The 16,165-nt window shown below is 69.5% G+C and carries 17 protein-coding genes; 16 read left to right on the top strand and 1 reads right to left on the bottom strand.

Going from position 1 to position 16,165, the window contains the following annotated elements; genetic code table 11:
• The first annotated feature begins 21 nt into the window (after positions 1-21).
• The 7 genes from D4739_RS00850 (at position 22) to D4739_RS00820 (ending at position 6,844) form a co-directional block, all read left to right on the top strand.
• Positions 22-342: a DUF2469 family protein gene (locus tag D4739_RS00850; RefSeq protein WP_238473457.1), complete on the top strand. Its 321-nt coding sequence runs from the start codon at positions 22-24 to the stop codon at positions 340-342.
• 80 nt (positions 343-422) lie between these two features.
• Positions 423-860, top strand: a complete 438-nt coding sequence (locus D4739_RS00845; protein WP_120058823.1) for a TadE/TadG family type IV pilus assembly protein — start codon at positions 423-425, stop codon at positions 858-860.
• The gene (locus D4739_RS00840; protein ID WP_120058820.1) at positions 860-2,635 is read left to right on the top strand and encodes a Tad domain-containing protein; all 1,776 of its coding nucleotides are present in this window, start codon (positions 860-862) and stop codon (positions 2,633-2,635) included. The genes D4739_RS00845 and D4739_RS00840 overlap by 1 nt, the downstream gene beginning before the upstream one ends.
• Before the next feature lie 174 nt (positions 2,636-2,809).
• Positions 2,810-3,166 carry a YraN family protein gene (locus tag D4739_RS00835; protein WP_120058818.1) on the top strand — a complete coding sequence of 119 codons (357 nt, stop codon included), beginning with the start codon at positions 2,810-2,812 and terminating at the stop codon, positions 3,164-3,166.
• Positions 3,166-4,749: a YifB family Mg chelatase-like AAA ATPase gene (locus D4739_RS00830; RefSeq protein ID WP_120061645.1), complete on the top strand. Its 1,584-nt coding sequence runs from the start codon at positions 3,166-3,168 to the stop codon at positions 4,747-4,749. The genes D4739_RS00835 and D4739_RS00830 overlap by 1 nt, the downstream gene beginning before the upstream one ends.
• Positions 4,746-5,885, top strand: coding sequence for a DNA-processing protein DprA (gene dprA / locus D4739_RS00825; protein WP_120058816.1), 1,140 nt, complete (start codon positions 4,746-4,748; stop codon positions 5,883-5,885). The genes D4739_RS00830 and dprA overlap by 4 nt, the downstream gene beginning before the upstream one ends.
• A 59-nt stretch (positions 5,886-5,944) precedes the next feature.
• A complete protein-coding gene (locus D4739_RS00820; RefSeq protein ID WP_120061644.1) occupies positions 5,945-6,844 on the top strand; it encodes a tyrosine recombinase XerC in 900 nt (299 codons plus the stop codon).
• A gap of 9 nt (positions 6,845-6,853) precedes the next feature.
• Here the strand turns inward: D4739_RS00820 and D4739_RS00815 are convergent, their stop codons facing one another.
• Positions 6,854-7,498, bottom strand: a complete 645-nt coding sequence (locus D4739_RS00815) for a murein hydrolase activator EnvC family protein (protein WP_120058814.1) — start codon at positions 7,496-7,498, stop codon at positions 6,854-6,856.
• A gap of 445 nt (positions 7,499-7,943) precedes the next feature.
• Here D4739_RS00815 and rpsB point away from each other — a divergent pair, with 445 nt between their 5' ends.
• From rpsB to D4739_RS00770, 9 genes are all read left to right on the top strand, one after another.
• Complete coding sequence (gene rpsB / locus D4739_RS00810) at positions 7,944-8,873, top strand: 30S ribosomal protein S2 (RefSeq protein ID WP_120058812.1); 930 nt, start codon at positions 7,944-7,946, stop codon at positions 8,871-8,873.
• Between the two features lie 95 nt (positions 8,874-8,968).
• Entirely contained in the window at positions 8,969-9,778 is an 810-nt protein-coding gene (gene tsf, locus D4739_RS00805; RefSeq protein ID WP_120058809.1) for a translation elongation factor Ts, read from the top strand.
• Positions 9,779-9,853: 75 nt separating this feature from the next.
• Positions 9,854-11,026 carry a phospholipase D-like domain-containing protein gene (locus tag D4739_RS00800; RefSeq protein WP_120058807.1) on the top strand — a complete coding sequence of 391 codons (1,173 nt, stop codon included), beginning with the start codon at positions 9,854-9,856 and terminating at the stop codon, positions 11,024-11,026.
• Between the two features lie 38 nt (positions 11,027-11,064).
• A complete protein-coding gene (gene pyrH, locus D4739_RS00795) occupies positions 11,065-11,775 on the top strand; it encodes a UMP kinase (protein WP_120058805.1) in 711 nt (236 codons plus the stop codon).
• An 89-nt stretch (positions 11,776-11,864) separates the two neighbouring features.
• The gene (gene frr / locus D4739_RS00790; RefSeq protein WP_220699323.1) at positions 11,865-12,419 is read left to right on the top strand and encodes a ribosome recycling factor; all 555 of its coding nucleotides are present in this window, start codon (positions 11,865-11,867) and stop codon (positions 12,417-12,419) included.
• Positions 12,420-12,428: 9 nt separating this feature from the next.
• Complete coding sequence (locus D4739_RS00785; RefSeq protein WP_120058801.1) at positions 12,429-13,322, top strand: phosphatidate cytidylyltransferase; 894 nt, start codon at positions 12,429-12,431, stop codon at positions 13,320-13,322.
• Positions 13,323-13,357: 35 nt separating this feature from the next.
• Positions 13,358-14,125: an META domain-containing protein gene (locus D4739_RS00780; RefSeq protein WP_120058799.1), complete on the top strand. Its 768-nt coding sequence runs from the start codon at positions 13,358-13,360 to the stop codon at positions 14,123-14,125.
• A 48-nt stretch (positions 14,126-14,173) separates the two neighbouring features.
• Positions 14,174-15,301 (top strand): dual-specificity RNA methyltransferase RlmN, encoded by a 1,128-nt coding sequence (rlmN, locus tag D4739_RS00775; protein WP_120058797.1) that lies wholly within the window; start codon positions 14,174-14,176, stop codon positions 15,299-15,301.
• A 64-nt stretch (positions 15,302-15,365) separates the two neighbouring features.
• Entirely contained in the window at positions 15,366-16,154 is a 789-nt protein-coding gene (locus tag D4739_RS00770; protein ID WP_120058794.1) for an MBL fold metallo-hydrolase, read from the top strand.
• Positions 16,155-16,165: the final 11 nt, after the last annotated feature.

Raw genomic sequence — 16,165 nt, 5'->3', positions numbered from 1 at the left:
GAGAGCTCGACCTGATCCTTCGTGACGATCGCACCCTGGTGGCGCGCCCGCGACGTGGTCGCCATCATCAAGTACGTCGTGGAGACCGACCGTCGCTTCTACCTGTGCAACCAGGTGGACGTGAAGACCCGGACAGAGCAGGGCGATGTCTTCTTCGAGGTGTCCATGAGCGATGCCTGGGTGTGGGACATGTACCGCCCCGCGCGGTTCGCGAAGAACGTCACGGTGCCCACCTTCAAGGACGTCAACGTCGAGGAGCTCGCGAAACCGGGACATCGACCCGGACAAGGTCTGACCCCAGACCTGCCCCGAGGACTAGTCCGGATTGCCCGGTTCGGGTGACAGATTGTGGCGAGTGCCACTATCCTGCTCTGAGGGTGCGGGAGGGAACTTGCGCCGCTTGATATGCCTTGGGAGGGGCCATGTCTCGTTGTGCAGCTTTGCGCGCGCGTGCCGGCAGGACCGATCGGTCGAAGGACCGTGACGAACGGGGAGCGTCGGCGGTCGAGTTCGCCATGCTGCTGCCGTTCCTGGCGCTGTTCATCTTCGGCATCATCGCCTACTCGTACATGTTCAGCGTGCGTCAGGCGATCACCCAGGCGACTGCCGAGGGAGCCCGCGCCGGCGCAGTGGCGACCCCGGGCAACGCCGCAACCGAGGCGCGGTCGGCCATCGACGACGCGCTGTCCGGCTACGACCTGAGCTGCACGACCACGGGCGTCAACTGTGTCACCTCGGTGTCGGGCGGTTCGATCACCGTGAGCGTGGACTATGCCTACAAGGCGAACTCCAAGCTCCAGCTCCCGCTGATCCCGATGCCGTCCTCGCTCAAGTTCACCTCGCAGGCGCGGATCAACTGATGCGCGAGCGTCTGGCGGCCCTCCGTGGGCGGCGGCGGTCCCGGGACGAGCAGGGAGTCGTGGCCATCATGGTGGCCCTCGTCATGGTCACGGTGCTGACCGGCTTCGCATCGTTCGCGCTCGACATCGGCTACAAGCGGATGGCCTCGCGCGACATGCAGGCGGTCGCCGACATCGTCGCGATGGACATGGCGCGCGAGCTCAACGGCAGCGCAACAGCCACCCTCGTCGGCTCGAGCTGGGACGCCAAGGTCGGCACGTCGCTCTCGCACCAGGGGGGCGCACTCGGCGATGCGCTGACCGTGAAGACCTGCACCGCAAGCCAGGTCGCGGCAAAGAAGGCCGTGCTGGCGACCACAGGCATCTGCGCCTTCCCGGGCATCCTCAACGCAGACGGCACGTTCTCCGCCAGCGGCGCCGCACCGGCGACACACGTGAAGGTGCTGACCCGGACCAGCGTCGACTACCTGCTGCCGGTCTTCTCGGAGAGCGGTTCGACCGCCCGCTCCGCCGTGGCCAGCGCCGAGACGATGGCCTGCTTCATGCTCGGTTCGTACGCCGCGCGCGTCAACGCCGGCGACTCCGCCCTGCTCGGTCCGCTGCTCGGTGCGATCGACAGCGATCTCAACCTCAGCCTGCTGTCCTACCAGGGTCTGGCGGGTGCAAACGTCGAGCTCGGCGCCATCGCCGCCGACCTCGGCCTGGGCACTGTCGACGAGCTGGCGACCACGAGTGTCACCCTCGGCAACTTCTACCTCGCGATGGCACACGTGCTCCGCAACGGTGGCAACGCGGTTCAGGCCGACCTGCTCGAGAGCATCTCGGCCAAGGTCGGAACCCTTGCCCTCAAGGTCGGGGACCTGATCGACCTCACCACGGCCGGCTCGTCCGCCCTCGACGCGTCGTTCAACGCGCTCGACCTGCTGACCGGAGCCGCGCAGGTCGCCAACGGTGACTACGGGGTCTCGGTGTCGCAGCTCGGGATCAACATCCCCAGCGTCAGCAACCTCGCCGGCAACCTGCACATCACCGAGCAGCCGAAGTGGAAGTGCGGCGACTCGGTCACCGGTACTGCAGCCGCCGATGCGGCGCACAGCACGCAGTTCGATCTCAACCTGGGCGGCACGCTCATCTCGCTGCCGCCGATCCTCGGTGCGGCCACCACGACCACCGGGCTCGACGTGCAGCTGAGCGCGGCGTCGGCATCCGGGTGGCTGCGGGACGTGCGCTGCGGTCCCGCGACGACTGCCGACCCCGAAGGCATCACGGTCGACGTGCAGACGGGTCTGGCCACTGCGAGCGTAGGCGTTCCGATCCGCATCGCTGGTGATGTGAGCATCGGCCTGCTGAGCGTGTACCGGATCGATCTCAACCTGCTGATCTCCACCAAGCTCACGCCGTACGACAACTCGCAGAGCATCGAGTACAAGGTGCCTCCGCAGACCTACGGGCAGCCGAAGTCGACGGTCAACAATGCGCTGCCGATGCCCACGGCCACCGTGGCCCTGGATCCGTCCAAGACGCAGAGTGTGCGATTGCTGGGTGGACTCCTCGGCCTGCCCGGCATCGAGCTCGGGCCGATCGCGACGGTCCTGAACCCGGTTCTGAGCGCGGTGACCAGCTCGATCGTGACGCCCATCGTGACGCCGATCGTGAACAGCGTGAACTCGCTGCTGCTCAACCAGCTGGCGCCGATGCTGGGTCTCAAGCTGGGCGGCGCCGACCTGTACCTGTTGCCGCGACCGAACTGCTCGACGCCAGCCCTGCGCGGCTGACCCACCAGACCCCCTTTCGTCCGGAAGGGCGGGAGAGCGGGCCGACTTTCATCCCCCGGTTGTCGGCCCGCTTTTCTCCCACATGCGTCGAGCCTGACGTCGTCATCCCCTGACCGCGCTGACCGACCTTCGTCGCCGTCCTCCTTCCCGGACGCTGGGCGCAGGAGGTCGGACATGACAACGGATCGACAGAGACTCGGGACGTATGGCGAGCACCTGGCCGCGCAGCACCTGGTGCGCGCGGGGATGGTGGTGCTGGACCGCAACTGGCGTGGTGCCGGGGGAGAGCTGGACCTGGTGCTCCGCGACGGGCGCACGCTCGTGATCTGCGAGGTCAAGACGCGGAGCTCGACAGCCTTCGGATCTCCGCTGGAGGGCGTCACCGCGACCAAGGCCGCGCGCCTTCGCCGGCTCGCAGGGCAGTGGATGGCGGCGCACGACCTACGGGTCCCGGACGTGCGCATCGACCTTGTAGGGGTCCTGCGGACGGCAGCCGGTCCCGAGATCGAGCATGTTGTGGGGGTGTGCTGATGCCCTGCGCTGCCGCTCGCACGATCACCTTGTCGGGGGCCTTCGGCCACCTGGTCGACGTCGAGGTCGATGTGTCCCAGGGCGTCGTGAGCACCAGCCTTGTGGGGCGCCCTGACGCCGCGATCACCGAGTCACGCGACCGGTGCCGGACCGCGGTCGTCAACTCGGGGTTCCGCTGGCCGAGCACTCGGCGCGTCACGATCCTGCTCTCGCCGGCTGACCTGCCCAAGCGAGGCACCCAGTTCGACCTGGCGATCGCCGTGGGAGTCCTGGCGGCGTCCGGCCAGGTGCCGCCGGCCGGCCTCGAGGAGACCGTCCTGCTGGGTGAGCTCACGCTTGGTGGACGACTGCGTCCGATGAGCGGGGTGCTTCCGATGGTGCTCGCGGCGGCGCGCTCCGGAGTGGGCCGGGTGATGGTGCCCGAGCCTCAGCTGGCCGAGGCCGCGATGGTGCCGGGCGTGGAGGTGATCGGGGTCCGTTCGCTCCCGCAGGTGGTCGCGATCCTTCGCGGCGACGAGGTGCCGGACGCATTGCCCGTCGCCGCAGAGAGCGGCACCAGGGTGCTGACCTGGCGAGGCGAGGACCGCCTGGCCGACCTCGACCTCGCCGACCTGGTCGGCATGGATGACGCACGGGTCGCGCTCGAGGTTGCGGCTGCGGGTGGGCACCATCTGCTGCTGACCGGACCCAAGGGAGCGGGCAAGACCTCGCTCGCCGAGCGGCTCGTTGGCATCTTGCCGGATCTGACCGTGGCCGAGTCGCTGGAGGTGACCGCGGTGCAGTCGCTCGCGGGCACGCTGGCTCCGTCCGCCGGGCTGGTCAGCCGGCCCCCGTTCTCGGCTCCGCACCACAGCTCCAGCCGGACCAGCGTGCTCGGCGGAGGCAGCGGTCGCGTCCGGCCCGGGGAGGTCAGCCGTGCCCACTGCGGGGTCGTCCTCCTGGACGAGTTCCCGCTCTTCGCTCGCGACATCCTCGAGGCGATGCGCCAGCCGCTCGAGTCCGGTGAGGTGACACTTGCGCGGGGCGAGGAGGTGGCGACGTACCCTGCGCGTGCCCTCTTCGTGCTGGCCTGCAATCCGTGCGCGTGCGGTGACTACAGCACCGTGGTCGACAGCGATGACTGTCACTGCTCCGAGGCCGTCCGGCGGGAGTACCGACGCCGTCTCGAGGGCCCGGTGATCGATCGCATCGACATCACCCGGCACGTGCTGCCGGAGGCCACGCTCACCCGCGCACCCTTCGACGTGCCGGAGTCGTCCGCCGCCGTCCGGGCCCGCGTGGCCCAGGCAAGGGAGCGGCAGGCGGCGCGCTACGCGGGCACTCCCTGGCGGCTCAACGCCCACGTTCCTGGTGCCGCGCTCCGTGCGCGGTGGCCGCTACCTCCCGATGGCGTCGCCATGATCGAGGGTGCGGTCCAGGCGGGTGAGCTCACGCGACGTGGCGCGATCCGGGCCCACCGACTGGCGTGGACGCTTGCCGATCTCGGCGAGCGTCCGTCCCCTGTGGAGCGGGACGTGCTGACTGCGATCCGGCTGCGGACCGGCCTCCCGCTGGACACCTGGATGACGCGGAGGGCCGGATGACCGACGCACTCCAGCCCGAGCGGCTGGCCCGCGCAGCGCTGTCCCGGCTGGGGGAGCCGGGCGACCTGCGGATGACCGGCCTCGTCCACGACCTCGGAGCCATGCGCGTGCACGAGCACCTCTCCGGTGAGCGCGACTTGAGGGGTGTGCTCACCGACATCGCGGCGCGGCTGGCCTCCCTCGATCCGGTGCGGGACCTGGAGTCCGCGGACCGACTCGGCATCCGCTTCGTGATCCCGGGCGATCCGGAGTGGCCGGCGCAGGTCGACGACCTGACCCATGCCCTGCCCGTCCAGGAGCGCGGTGGCATGCCGCTGGGCCTCTGGGTCCGCGGGCCGCTGCGGATCGACCAGCACCGCGACGCGGTGGCCATCGTCGGATCGCGCTCGGCCACGACGTACGGCGAGGGCGTCGCGTCCCGTCTCGCCGCAGACCTTGCCCAGCACGGCGTCACGATCGTGTCGGGGGCCGCGTTCGGCATCGACAAGGCCGCCCACCGAGGAGCACTCGGCGGCGGGGGAGCGACGGTCGCGGTCCTTGCCTGCGGAGTTGACCGGGTCTACCCGCTCGCGCACAAGGCGCTGCTCGACCACCTGGCGGACCACGGCGCTGTCGTCTCCGAGCTGCCGCCCGGCAGTGCCCCGACCAGGGCCCGCTTCCTCGCTCGCAACCGGCTGATCGCTGCGCTGACCCGTGGCACGATCGTGGTGGAGGCGGCTGTCCGCAGCGGCGCACTGAACACCGCCAACTGGGCGGACCGCCTCAGTCGTCCGCTGATGGCCGTGCCAGGTCCCGTGACCAGTGCGCAGTCCGCGGGGGTGCACCAGCTGGTGCGCGCCGGCTCCGCCCAGCTGGTGACGTCCGGCGCTGACGCCCGGGAGATCCTCGGTGTGGCGGGCACCCACCTGCTCGTGGAGCCACGCGCGGTGCAGCGCCCGCGCGACAAGCTCCGGCCGCGTGATGCCCGGGTGCTCGAAGCGGTCCCGGTCTCTCGGCCTGCCGAGGTCGAGTCCATCGCGCGCACCGCGGGTCTGGGACTGATCGAGGTCCAGTCGGCACTGGTTCGACTTGCTCGGGAGGAGTTCGTGGTCAGGGTGCCGAGCGGCTGGCAGCTCGGCGAGGCAGCCCGCGTCTAGGCCGCCACCGCCCTACGCTCGATCGGGTGGACACCGAGCGGGACGAGCTGCCTGAGCCGATGGCCCGTGCGCTCGGCGAGTTCGAGCGCCACATCGCCGTCGAGCGCGACCTGACCGTGCACACCGTGCGCGCCTACCTGGGCGACCTGAGCTCCCTGCTCGAGCACCTCACCCGACTGGGCGGGCAGGACGTCACCGACCTCGACCTCCGTGCCCTGCGCAGCTGGCTCGCCAAGCAGCAGACCACCGGCCGCGCGCGCACGACCATCGCACGCCGCGCCACGGCGGCCCGCGTCTTCACCGCGTGGCTGCACCGCACGGGTCGCCTGCCCGTCGACGTCGGAGCCCGCCTGGCGTCGCCGAAGAGCCACCGCACCCTTCCGTCCGTGCTCCGCCAGGACGAGGCGCTCGCACTGGTCGAGTCGGCCAGCGCCGCCGCTGCGGAGGACGGGCCGATCGGAGTCCGCGACGCCGCGATCCTGGAGCTGATGTATGCCACGGGCATCCGCGTCGGAGAGCTCTGTGGGCTCGACATCGACGACGTCGACTTCGAGCGGAATGTCGTGCGGGTCCTCGGCAAGGGCCGCAAGGAGCGGACCGTCCCGTTCGGGCTGCCTGCTGCCGCGGCACTCCGCCGCTGGCTCGACCACGGCCGTGCCGACCTGCGGCGCGAGGGAGTGGGCGCTGCGCTCTTCGTCGGAGCGCGCGGTGGCCGCATCGATCAACGGGTGGTGCGCCAGGTGGTGCACGCTCGAGTGAGCGCAGTCCCGGGTGCACCCGACATCGCGCCGCACGGGCTCCGGCACACCGCGGCGACCCATCTCCTCGAAGGGGGAGCGGACCTCCGCACGGTCCAGGAGCTTCTCGGGCATGCGTCGATGGCGACCACGCAGGTCTACACCCACATCAGCAACGAGCGGCTCCGCTCGGCGTACCAGCAGGCGCATCCGCGCGCCTGATCGCGTGTCTCAGCCAGCAAGCCCGTGGCTCGCGATGTCGAGCGCAGGCAGGGGAGTGCGGCCCAGCCCGACCGCGAGGAGTGCGGCCGCGACACGGGCCGGCTCGATCTGGACCGCGCTGGCAACGCCAGGCCCCGGAGCACCGTGGACCGGCGTCACCGGCAAGCCTTCCCAGGGGAGCAGTCGCACCGGCCGGGCCCCGATCAGCTCGAGCGGATCGAGGTAGGTCCTGTCGCGCAGCCAGCCCCAGTGGAGGCAGGATGCCGGCGCGCAGTGCCCGGGAACGGACTGCATGACGCCGATGGGCGCGCCTGTCCGGACGACGTCGCCGACGCGGGCAGTGGCGGTCACCGGTTCATAGGTGGTGCGGGTGTCGCCGTGGCGCACGGTGATCACTCCTCGTCCCGCGAGCGTGCCCGCGAAGACCACCTGGCCGCCGAGAGCCGCGCGGACGACGGCACCCGGGGCGCCCGCCAGGTCGACGCCGCGATGACCCGCCCCGAAGGCAGACTCGGGTGGGTCGAAGCCGTGCACGACGGACACCGGCGGCCCGACCGGCCAGACACCCGTCCCACGCGGGTCCTGAAACCCGTCGGGCGTGCCCGGGGGCAGTGCGGTGAGAGTGGTCAGCAGGGCCGGAATCAACGGGTTCATCCCTCGACGATCGTGGCTGGACCGGCAGCGTGGGGCGAGTTCCCGCCGCCATGGGGAACGAGGGCCGGCGCCACCGAGTTGTGCGCAGAAACCGGACCGCGCCCCGCGGTCGCGACAGCCCCCGGCGGACGGCCCGGAAAGGGGTCTCGGCGGATTCGCCCCTGCGGCGTACGTCGACTACGCTGGTCACCGCAACCCATCCGTGGGTTGACTTCGCGCGCCTGCAGACCACGACGATCCTCCTGGGGGTCGGCACCCGTGGGCGCGGTCCTCAGTCCAGTCCGTGAGAGCGGTCAGGTCGGACCGCGTGCGGACGCCAGGGCCACCGGCACCCGTCGGCGGCAGGAACTGAAAGCACCGATCCGGATCACTCCGGCTGCCTCCCCCTGCGGGCCAAGGCGGTCACCAAACGGAGCCCAGGGTCGAACAACAGGAAAGAAGAACCATGGCAGTCGTCACCATGCGCCAGCTCCTCGAGAGCGGCGTCCACTTCGGTCACCAGACGCGTCGCTGGAACCCGAAGATGAAGCGCTTCATCATGACCGAGCGCAACGGCATCTACATCATCGACCTGCAGCAGTCGCTGGCCTACATCGACCGCTCGTTCGCCTTCGTCAAGGAGACGGTCGCCAAGGGCGGCACCGTGATGTTCGTCGGCACGAAGAAGCAGGCCCAGGAAGCGATCGCCGAGCAGGCGACCCGCGTCGGCATGCCCTACGTGAACCAGCGCTGGCTCGGTGGCATGCTCACCAACTTCCAGACGATGCACCAGCGGATCAACCGCCTCAAGGAGCTCGACGGCGTCGACTTCGACCAGGTGGCCGGCTCGGGCCGCACCAAGAAGGAACTGCTCCAGATGCGTCGCGAGCACGTCAAGCTCGACAAGACGCTCGGTGGCATCCGCGACATGACCCGCACGCCTTCGGCCGTCTGGATCGTCGACACGAACAAGGAGCACCTCGCTGTCGAGGAGGCGCGCAAGCTGCGCATCCCGATCATCGGCATCCTGGACTCCAACTGCGACCCCGACCTGGTCGACTTCCCGATCCCCGGCAACGACGACGCGATCCGCGCCGTTGGCCTGCTGACCCGCGTCATCGCGGACGCCGTCGCCGAGGGCCTCATCGCCCGTTCCGGCGTCAAGGCTGCCGAGGGTGCCGAGGCTGTTGGCGCCGAGGAGCCGCTGGCTGAGTGGGAGCAGGAGCTTCTCAAGCCCGCCGAGGCCGTTGCTGCTGACGCCGCCGTCTCTGCTGACGCTGTCGAGGCAGCTGCTGAGGCTGAGGTCGTCGAGACCGCGGCCGTCGAGGCGCCTGCCGCTGAGGCTGAGGTCGTCGAGGCCCCCGCTGCTGACACCGAGGCTCCGGCCGAGGCCTGATCGACTCTGGATCGCGGGCTGTCGTCTCACGACGGCAGCCCGCGTCCGCCGTTCCACCCGTCGTACCCCACACGAACTTTCGAGGAAGTAGAACCATGGCTTTCACCGCTGCTGACGTGAAGAAGCTTCGCGAGATCACCCAGGCCGGAATGATGGAGTGCAAGAAGGCGCTCGACGAGACCGAGGGTGACCTCGACAAGGCCGTCGAGCTGCTCCGCGTCAAGGGTGCCGCCAAGGCTGCTGCCCGCGCCGCCGAGCGCGAGGCCTCCGCTGGCCTCGTCGCCTCCGCCGGCAACGCCCTGATCAGCCTCAAGGCCGAGACGGACTTCGTCGCCAAGAACGAGGCGTTCATGAACGCCGCGCAGGCGATCGCGGAGGCCGCCAACACCAGCAAGGCCGGCGACATCGAGTCGCTCCGCGCCGTGTCGCTCGGTGACAAGACCGTCGGCGAGACCGTTGACGAGCTCGCCCGCACCATCGGCGAGAAGATCGAGCTCGGCGAGGTCGCCTACTTCGAGGGCAACACCACGGTCTACCTGCACAAGAAGGCCGCTGACCTGCCCCCGGCCCTCGGCGTTCTCGTCGAGTACACCGGTGACGAGGCTGCCGCCCGTCAGGCCGCTCAGCAGGCTGCCGCCCTGAAGGCCCAGTTCCTCACGAGCGACCAGGTCCCGGCCGAGGTCGTTGCCGCCGAGAAGGACGTCCTGACCAAGAAGACGCTCGAGGAGGGCAAGCCCGAGGCTGCCGTCGCCAAGATCGTCGAGGGTCGCATCGGTGCGTTCTTCAAGGAGATCGTCCTGCTCGACCAGGAGTCGGTCTTCGAGGCGAAGAAGTCGGTCAAGCAGGTTCTCGACGCTGCCGGCACGACCGTGACGCGCTTCGCGCGCTTCGAGGTCGGCGCCTGATCCGCGCCTGAGGCCCCTGTTACGGCTGAGGCCCCTGTTACAGTCCGAGAAAGTCGTCGGACTGGCAGGGGCTTCATGCATTTCTCCGCCGCTCGCAGGTTGATCGGCCTCATCGGGATGACCTTGGTGGTCACCGGTGCCGTCGGCCCTGCCGGATCGGTGGCTGCGGGATCGGTGGCTGCTGGTCCGGCCTGGAAGCGTCCGTACGCCGCGCCCGCGGGGCCGGTCTTCGCCTCGCCGGTCGCGCGGCGAGACGTCGGGGACAACGCGATCCTGCGGGTGCTGCTCGCCAACATCCGGCACACCCCGCCCGGAGCCACGATCCGCATCGTGGCCCGTTCGTTCGCGGTCCGACCGGCCGCGGACGCTCTCCTCGCTGCGCATCGGCGTGGCGTCGCCGTCAAGGTCCTCGTCGATGCGGACGCGTCGCGTGGGTCGGCGGCGGTGGCCATCCTGCGCCGCGAGCTGGGCGCCAACCGTCGCGCGGCGTCGTTCGTCCACCGGGTGAAGGGGTCAGCGCGAGGCGGTGACACCGAGCAGCACCAGAAGACCTGGTCGTTCAGCAGGACCGGGCAGTCGCGGCAGGTGCTGATGGTGGGTTCGACGAACCTCTCCTACCGGTCGATGGGCCAGTTCAACAACATGTACACGTTCGTGGGGCGGGCGGACGTGTGGACGCAGTTCCGGCGGGTCTTCCGTGACCAGCTGCGTGACCGGCCGCTGGCCAGCCCGGCGGTGAGTGTCGACCTCGGCACCGACCACGCCTGGTTCTACCCGGGGTACTCGCTGGCCAGCGACCCGATGCGCCACTACCTCGCCCGGCTGCCTGCCTCCCGGCTCCGCGTCAAGGTCGCCATGCTCGCGTGGCACGGCGTACGTGGCGCCCGGATCGCCCGGGTGCTCGCGGCAAAGGCGCGGCAGGGTGCCCGCATCCGGGTGATCGCGACCACGATGGGTTCCGACTCGCGACGGATCCTCCAGGACGCCGGCGTCGAGGTGATCGCCGGCCTGAGGAAGGGCCGCGAGGTGCACCACAAGCTGATGCTGCTGCAGTGGCGCGACCGCGACGGCGACCGCCAGCGACGCATCGTCACCGGGAGCGACAACTTCGGCACCGCTGCCCTGGACCGTGACGAGGTCGTGGTGGCGATCGACGGGGGCGCCGCGGGCGACGGTGACGCCTGGCCCGCCTACCTCGCGCACTACCGCATGCTGGTGGAGCAGGTGTCCGGCAAGTCGGTGCGATAGGTTTCGCGTACCGAATCCAGTCTCGTGAAGGGAACCGCATGCCCGCGTACAAGCGCGTTCTGCTCAAGCTCTCAGGTGAGGTGTTCGGCGGCGGCAACGTCGGCGTCGACCCCAATGTGGTCGCTGAGATCGCCGAGGAGATCGCCTCCGTCGTCGAGGCCGGCGTGCAGGTCGCCATCGTCACCGGCGGCGGCAACTTCTTCCGCGGCGCCGAGCTGCAGGAAAAGGGCATGGACCGCGTCCGGGCCGACTACATGGGCATGCTCGGCATCGTCATGAACTGCCTGGCGCTGCAGGACTTCCTCGAGAAGCTCGGCGTCGAGGTCCGTGTGCAGACCGCCATCACGATGGGCCAGGTCGCCGAGCCCTACATCCCGCGCCGCGCCATCCGGCACATGGAGAAGGGCCGCGTCGTGATCTTCGGCGCCGGCATGGGCATGCCCTTCTTCTCCACCGACACCGTTGCCGTCCAGCGTGCGCTGGAGAGCAAGTGCGACGTCGTCCTGGTCGCCAAGAACGGCGTCGACGGCGTCTACACCGCCGACCCTCGCACCGACAGCAGCGCGGTCAAGCTCGACCACGTCACCTACACGGACGCGATCGCGCAGGGTCTTCGGATCATGGACCAGACCGCATTCGCCCTCTGTGGCGAGAACAAGCTCCCCATGGTCGTCTTCGGGATGGAGCCGCAGGGCAACATCCTGCGAGTGGTCCAGGGTGAGAAGATCGGCACGCTGGTCAGCGCCTGACGCTGAGTCAACAGAACCGGCGACCCACAGACAACAGCACCACACGTCGTACGACGCGCAGCGCCAACCGGACACCAGGAGACACCGTGATCAACCAGACCCTCAACGAAGCCGACCAGAAGATGGCCAAGTCGGTCGAGGCCACGCGTGAGGAGTTCGCGGCGATCCGTGCCGGTCGCGCCAACCCGCAGATGTTCAGCAAGCTCACCGCGGAGTACTACGGCACCCAGACGCCGATCCAGTCGCTGGCGACGTTCACCGCCCAGGACGCGCGCACGATCCTGATCGCTCCGTTCGACGAGAGCTCGATCGGCAGCATCGAGCGTGCGATCCGTGACTCCGACCTGGGTGTGAACCCGTCGAGCGACGGCAAGGTCCTGCGCATCGTGATCCCCGAGCTGACCGAGGACCGCCGCAAGGAGTACGTCAAGCTCGCCAAGGAGAAGGCCGAGCAGGGTCGCGTGTCGGTCCGCATGGTGCGCCAGAAGGCGAAGCAGGGCCTGGAGAAGCTGGAGAAGGACGGCGAGGTCGGCAAGGACGACGTCGCCGGTGCCGAGAAGAAGCTCGACGCGCTCACCAAGAAGCACTCCGATGCGATCGACGAACTGTTGAAGTCCAAGGAAGCCGAGCTCCTCGAAGTCTGAGGGCCACTGATGACCACTTCCAGCCCGTCTCCCGCGCCGCAGAACGGTCCTGCCAAGGACCATGGGCGCGCCGGGCGAGACCTGAAGGCCGCGATCACGTCCGCGGTCGTCCTGCTCGCTGTCATCTTCGCCTCGCTGGCGTTCTGGAAGACGGCCTTCATGTTCGTCGTCGCGGCGGCTGTCGTCGTCGCGATCTGGGAGATCCGCAAGGGCTTCCTCGCCAAGGGCATCGACCTGCCCGAGCAGCCGCTGATGATCGGCGGCGTCGTGATGGTGATGGTCGCCTACTTCTGGGGGCCTGCTGCGCTGGTGACGGCCACGGCGGTCACCGCCCTGGCGATCATGCTGCACCTCCTGCGTCGTGGCGTCGACGGCTACGTCATGAACGCGACGGCAGCGGTCTTCACGCTCATCTACCTGCCGTTCCTCGGCTCGTTCGTCGCGCTGATGCTCTCCGAGAAGGGCCACCCCGACTGGACCGACGCGGTCGACTTCGGTGTCCTCGGCATCGCCGCGTTCATCCTCGTGACGATCGCCTCCGACATCGGCGGCTACATCGCCGGCGTGCTCTTCGGCAAGCACCCGATGGCACCGGTCATCTCCCCGAAGAAGTCGTGGGAGGGCTTCGCCGGCTCACTGGTCTCGTGCGTTGCTGCCGGCACCGCCATCGTCGTCTACCTGCTCGAGGGTGAGTGGTGGGTGGGCATCCTTCTCGGCCTGATCGCCGTCGTCATGGCCACGCTCGGCGACCTGTGCGAGTCGGTGATCAAGCGTGACCTCGGCATCAAGGACATGAGCCAGATCATCCCGGGCCACGGTGGCCTGCTTGACCGCCTGGACTCGCTGCTCGCAACGGTCGCTCCGGTGTGGCTGCTGCTCCACTACCTGGTCTTCACCCGCTGAGGGAACCGTTGTCCGGTGCGGGGCGTCAGACGGGCATGAGGATCGCCTTCGCCGCCGTGCTGTTGCTTGTCCTGCCCGCGTGCGGACGCGAGGCTGGACCCACGGATTCCGGCATGCTCGCGTTCGCCCCGTCGGGGGAGTACGTCGTCACGGCGGTCACGGTGGACGGCGCCGACCATGCGCTGGTCGAGGGCTCCGAAGCCCGCCTGAGCTTCGACGACGGCAAGCTCGGGATCACGGCTGGCTGCAACCACCTCTTCGGCGACTACTCGCTCGCTGGGGACCGGTTGACGGCCGGCGCGATCGGGGGCACCGAGATGGGTTGCCCGGAGCCACTCATGGCGCAGGACACCTGGCTCGCCAAGCTCTTCTCCGGCGACGTCACCATCGGCCGCGATCCGCTGACACTGACCGCGGGCGACACGGTGCTCACCCTGACGCCCCGCGCCGACGTTCACCCGGACACGACGCTGCTCGGCACGGCATGGGCCCTCGACGGGCTCATTGAGGGTGACTCCGTCAGCTCGATCCCGGCCGGCCCGCCGGTGGTGCTGACGCTGTCAAAGCGCTCAGCATCGGTCACCGGCCTGTGCAACGGCTTCGGCGCCGACGTGACCCTCACCGGCGACGAGATCACCTGGACGCCGGGCATGCGCACGCTGATCGCCTGCGCCGATCCGGCGCGACAGCAGCTCGACACCACGGTGTCCGGGATCCTGGCCGGCGCGACGTCGTACACGATCGAGGAGGCGACCTTGACGCTGACCAACGGGAAGCAGGGCCTGACCTTCCGGGCCAGCTGAGGCGACGTTTCGGCGTACGGCCGCGCGAGGTGGGAGAATCGGGCCGTCATGAGCGAAACCATCAAGACCCTGCCCCTCGTCTTCGAGGCGCCGCGCGGCCGCGCCAAGCCGCCGCGCCACCTCGCAGACTTCGACGAGGCGGGCCGCAAGGAGCTCCTGACCGAGATGGGCCTGCCCGGGTTCCGGGCCAAGCAGCTCTCGACGCACTACTTCGGCCGGCTTGTCCACGACCCCGCCGAGATGACCGACCTCCCGGCGGCACAGCGGGCGGAGCTGGTCGCTGCGCTCTTCCCGGACCTGATGGACCCGATCCGTCAGCAGGAGGCCGACCGCGGCAAGACCGTGAAGACGCTCTGGAAGCTCTTCGACGGATCCCTCGTCGAGTCGGTCCTGATGCGCTACAAGGACCGTGCCACGATCTGCATCTCTTCGCAGGCGGGGTGTGGCATGGCGTGCCCCTTCTGCGCCACCGGCCAGGGTGGCCTGCAGCGCAACATGTCGACCGCCGAGATCGTCCACCAGGTCGTCGTCGGTGCCCGCGCGATGGCCAACGGCGACATCGCCGGGGGACCGGGGCGCCTGTCCAACGTGGTCTTCATGGGCATGGGTGAGCCGCTGGCCAACTACAAGGCCACTGTCGGCGCCGTGCGTCGCCTGACCGACCCGGCGCCCGCGGGCCTCGGCCTGAGCGCCCGCCACGTGACGGTGTCCACCGTCGGCCTGGTGCCGCGCATCAAGCAGCTCGCCGACGAGGGCATCCCGGTCACCCTCGCGCTCAGCCTCCACGCTCCGGACGACGAGCTGCGCAACGAGCTGGTCCCGATCAACACGAAGTTCTCCGTCGAGGAGACGGTCGCTGCGGCGTACGAGTACTTCGAGAAGACCGGCCGCCGGGTCTCCATCGAGTACGCCATGATGCGCGACATCAACGACCAGGCGTGGCGTGCGGACCTGCTGGCAGAGGTGCTCTCGGACAACGGTCGCGGCACCAGCTGGGTGCACATCAACCCGATCCCGCTCAACGACATCCCCGGATCGCAGTTCACCCGGTCGCGCGAGGAGGACATGGACGAGTTCGTCCGTCGCCTCAACGCCGCCGGCATCGCGACGACGATGCGTGACACCCGCGGCAGCGACATCGACGCTGCCTGCGGTCAGCTCGCCGCCTCCGAGTGACCCCGCGCGGGGATGACCGCGCACACCACTTGTCGGATGCCGACCGATCCGCTCTGATGAGCCCATGACTGCTGCCCGGATCACTCACATCGGCGGGCCGACAGCCCTCATCGAGGTCGGCGGGTGGCGCATCCTGACCGACCCGACGTTCGACGCGCCGGGCAAGCGCTACTTCTTCGGTTGGGGTACGACGTCGCGCAAGCTCGCTGGGCCGTCTGTCGCAGCTGCCGACCTCGGCCCGATCGACGCCGTCCTGGTCAGCCACCATCACCACGGCGACAACCTGGACCCGTCGGCCCGGGCGCTGTTGCCCACCTGGGGGACGACCTTCACCACCCGGAAGGCCGCTGCGACGTTGGGGAACGGCGCGGTCGGGCTCGCTGCGTGGGACACCGCGACGCTCGAGGCTCCGGGAAAGCCGGCGATCACCATCACCGCCACCCCGTGCCGGCACGGGCCGGTGGGCAGTGAGCCGATCACGGGCCCGGTCATCGGCTTCTCGCTGGCCTGGGAGGGGCAGCAGCACGGAGCGCTCTGGATCACCGGCGACACGGTGCTGTATCCCGCCCTGAAGGAGGTCCCGGCCCGGTTGACCATCGGCACGATGCTCATCCACCTCGGGTCGGTCCGGTTCAGGTACTTGTCCGGGTGGCTCCGCTACACGATGGACGCCCGCGAAGGGGTGGAGCTGATCGACCTGGTGAAGCCGGCCCATGTCGTCCCGGTGCACTACGAGGGCTGGTCACACTTCCAGCAAGGTCGCGGCCCCGCCGAGCCGGTCCTGGCCGGCTCGGCGTACGCCGACAGGATCACGTGGCTCGACCCCGGCGAGGCGACCAGCTTCGAGCTGTGAGCGGACCGGCC

The sequence above is a fragment of the Nocardioides cavernaquae genome, from assembly GCF_003600895.1.
In the GTDB taxonomy this organism is placed as follows: Bacteria; Actinomycetota; Actinomycetes; order Propionibacteriales; family Nocardioidaceae; genus Nocardioides; species Nocardioides cavernaquae.
The sequence above is the reverse complement of the archived record's forward strand: the minus strand, read 5'-3'. Positions and strand labels throughout refer to the sequence as shown.

Excerpts from the sequence above, each read along its gene's own strand:
- D4739_RS00840 (WP_120058820.1), top strand. The coding sequence starts at position 860 with ATGCGCGAGCGTCTGGCGGCCCTCCGTGGGCGGCGGCGGTCCCGGGAC.
- tsf (WP_120058809.1), top strand. The coding sequence starts at position 8,969 with ATGGCTTTCACCGCTGCTGACGTGAAGAAGCTTCGCGAGATCACCCAG.
- D4739_RS00815 (WP_120058814.1), bottom strand. The coding sequence starts at position 7,498 with ATGAACCCGTTGATTCCGGCCCTGCTGACCACTCTCACCGCACTGCCC.
- dprA (WP_120058816.1), top strand. The coding sequence starts at position 4,746 with ATGACCGACGCACTCCAGCCCGAGCGGCTGGCCCGCGCAGCGCTGTCC.
- rpsB (WP_120058812.1), top strand. The coding sequence starts at position 7,944 with ATGGCAGTCGTCACCATGCGCCAGCTCCTCGAGAGCGGCGTCCACTTC.
- D4739_RS00770 (WP_120058794.1), top strand. The coding sequence starts at position 15,366 with ATGACTGCTGCCCGGATCACTCACATCGGCGGGCCGACAGCCCTCATC.
- D4739_RS00785 (WP_120058801.1), top strand. The coding sequence starts at position 12,429 with ATGACCACTTCCAGCCCGTCTCCCGCGCCGCAGAACGGTCCTGCCAAG.
- rlmN (WP_120058797.1), top strand. The coding sequence starts at position 14,174 with ATGAGCGAAACCATCAAGACCCTGCCCCTCGTCTTCGAGGCGCCGCGC.
- D4739_RS00830 (WP_120061645.1), top strand. The coding sequence starts at position 3,166 with ATGCCCTGCGCTGCCGCTCGCACGATCACCTTGTCGGGGGCCTTCGGC.
- D4739_RS00800 (WP_120058807.1), top strand. The coding sequence starts at position 9,854 with ATGCATTTCTCCGCCGCTCGCAGGTTGATCGGCCTCATCGGGATGACC.
- D4739_RS00820 (WP_120061644.1), top strand. The coding sequence starts at position 5,945 with ATGGCCCGTGCGCTCGGCGAGTTCGAGCGCCACATCGCCGTCGAGCGC.
- D4739_RS00845 (WP_120058823.1), top strand. The coding sequence starts at position 423 with ATGTCTCGTTGTGCAGCTTTGCGCGCGCGTGCCGGCAGGACCGATCGG.
- pyrH (WP_120058805.1), top strand. The coding sequence starts at position 11,065 with ATGCCCGCGTACAAGCGCGTTCTGCTCAAGCTCTCAGGTGAGGTGTTC.
- D4739_RS00780 (WP_120058799.1), top strand. The coding sequence starts at position 13,358 with ATGAGGATCGCCTTCGCCGCCGTGCTGTTGCTTGTCCTGCCCGCGTGC.
- D4739_RS00835 (WP_120058818.1), top strand. The coding sequence starts at position 2,810 with ATGACAACGGATCGACAGAGACTCGGGACGTATGGCGAGCACCTGGCC.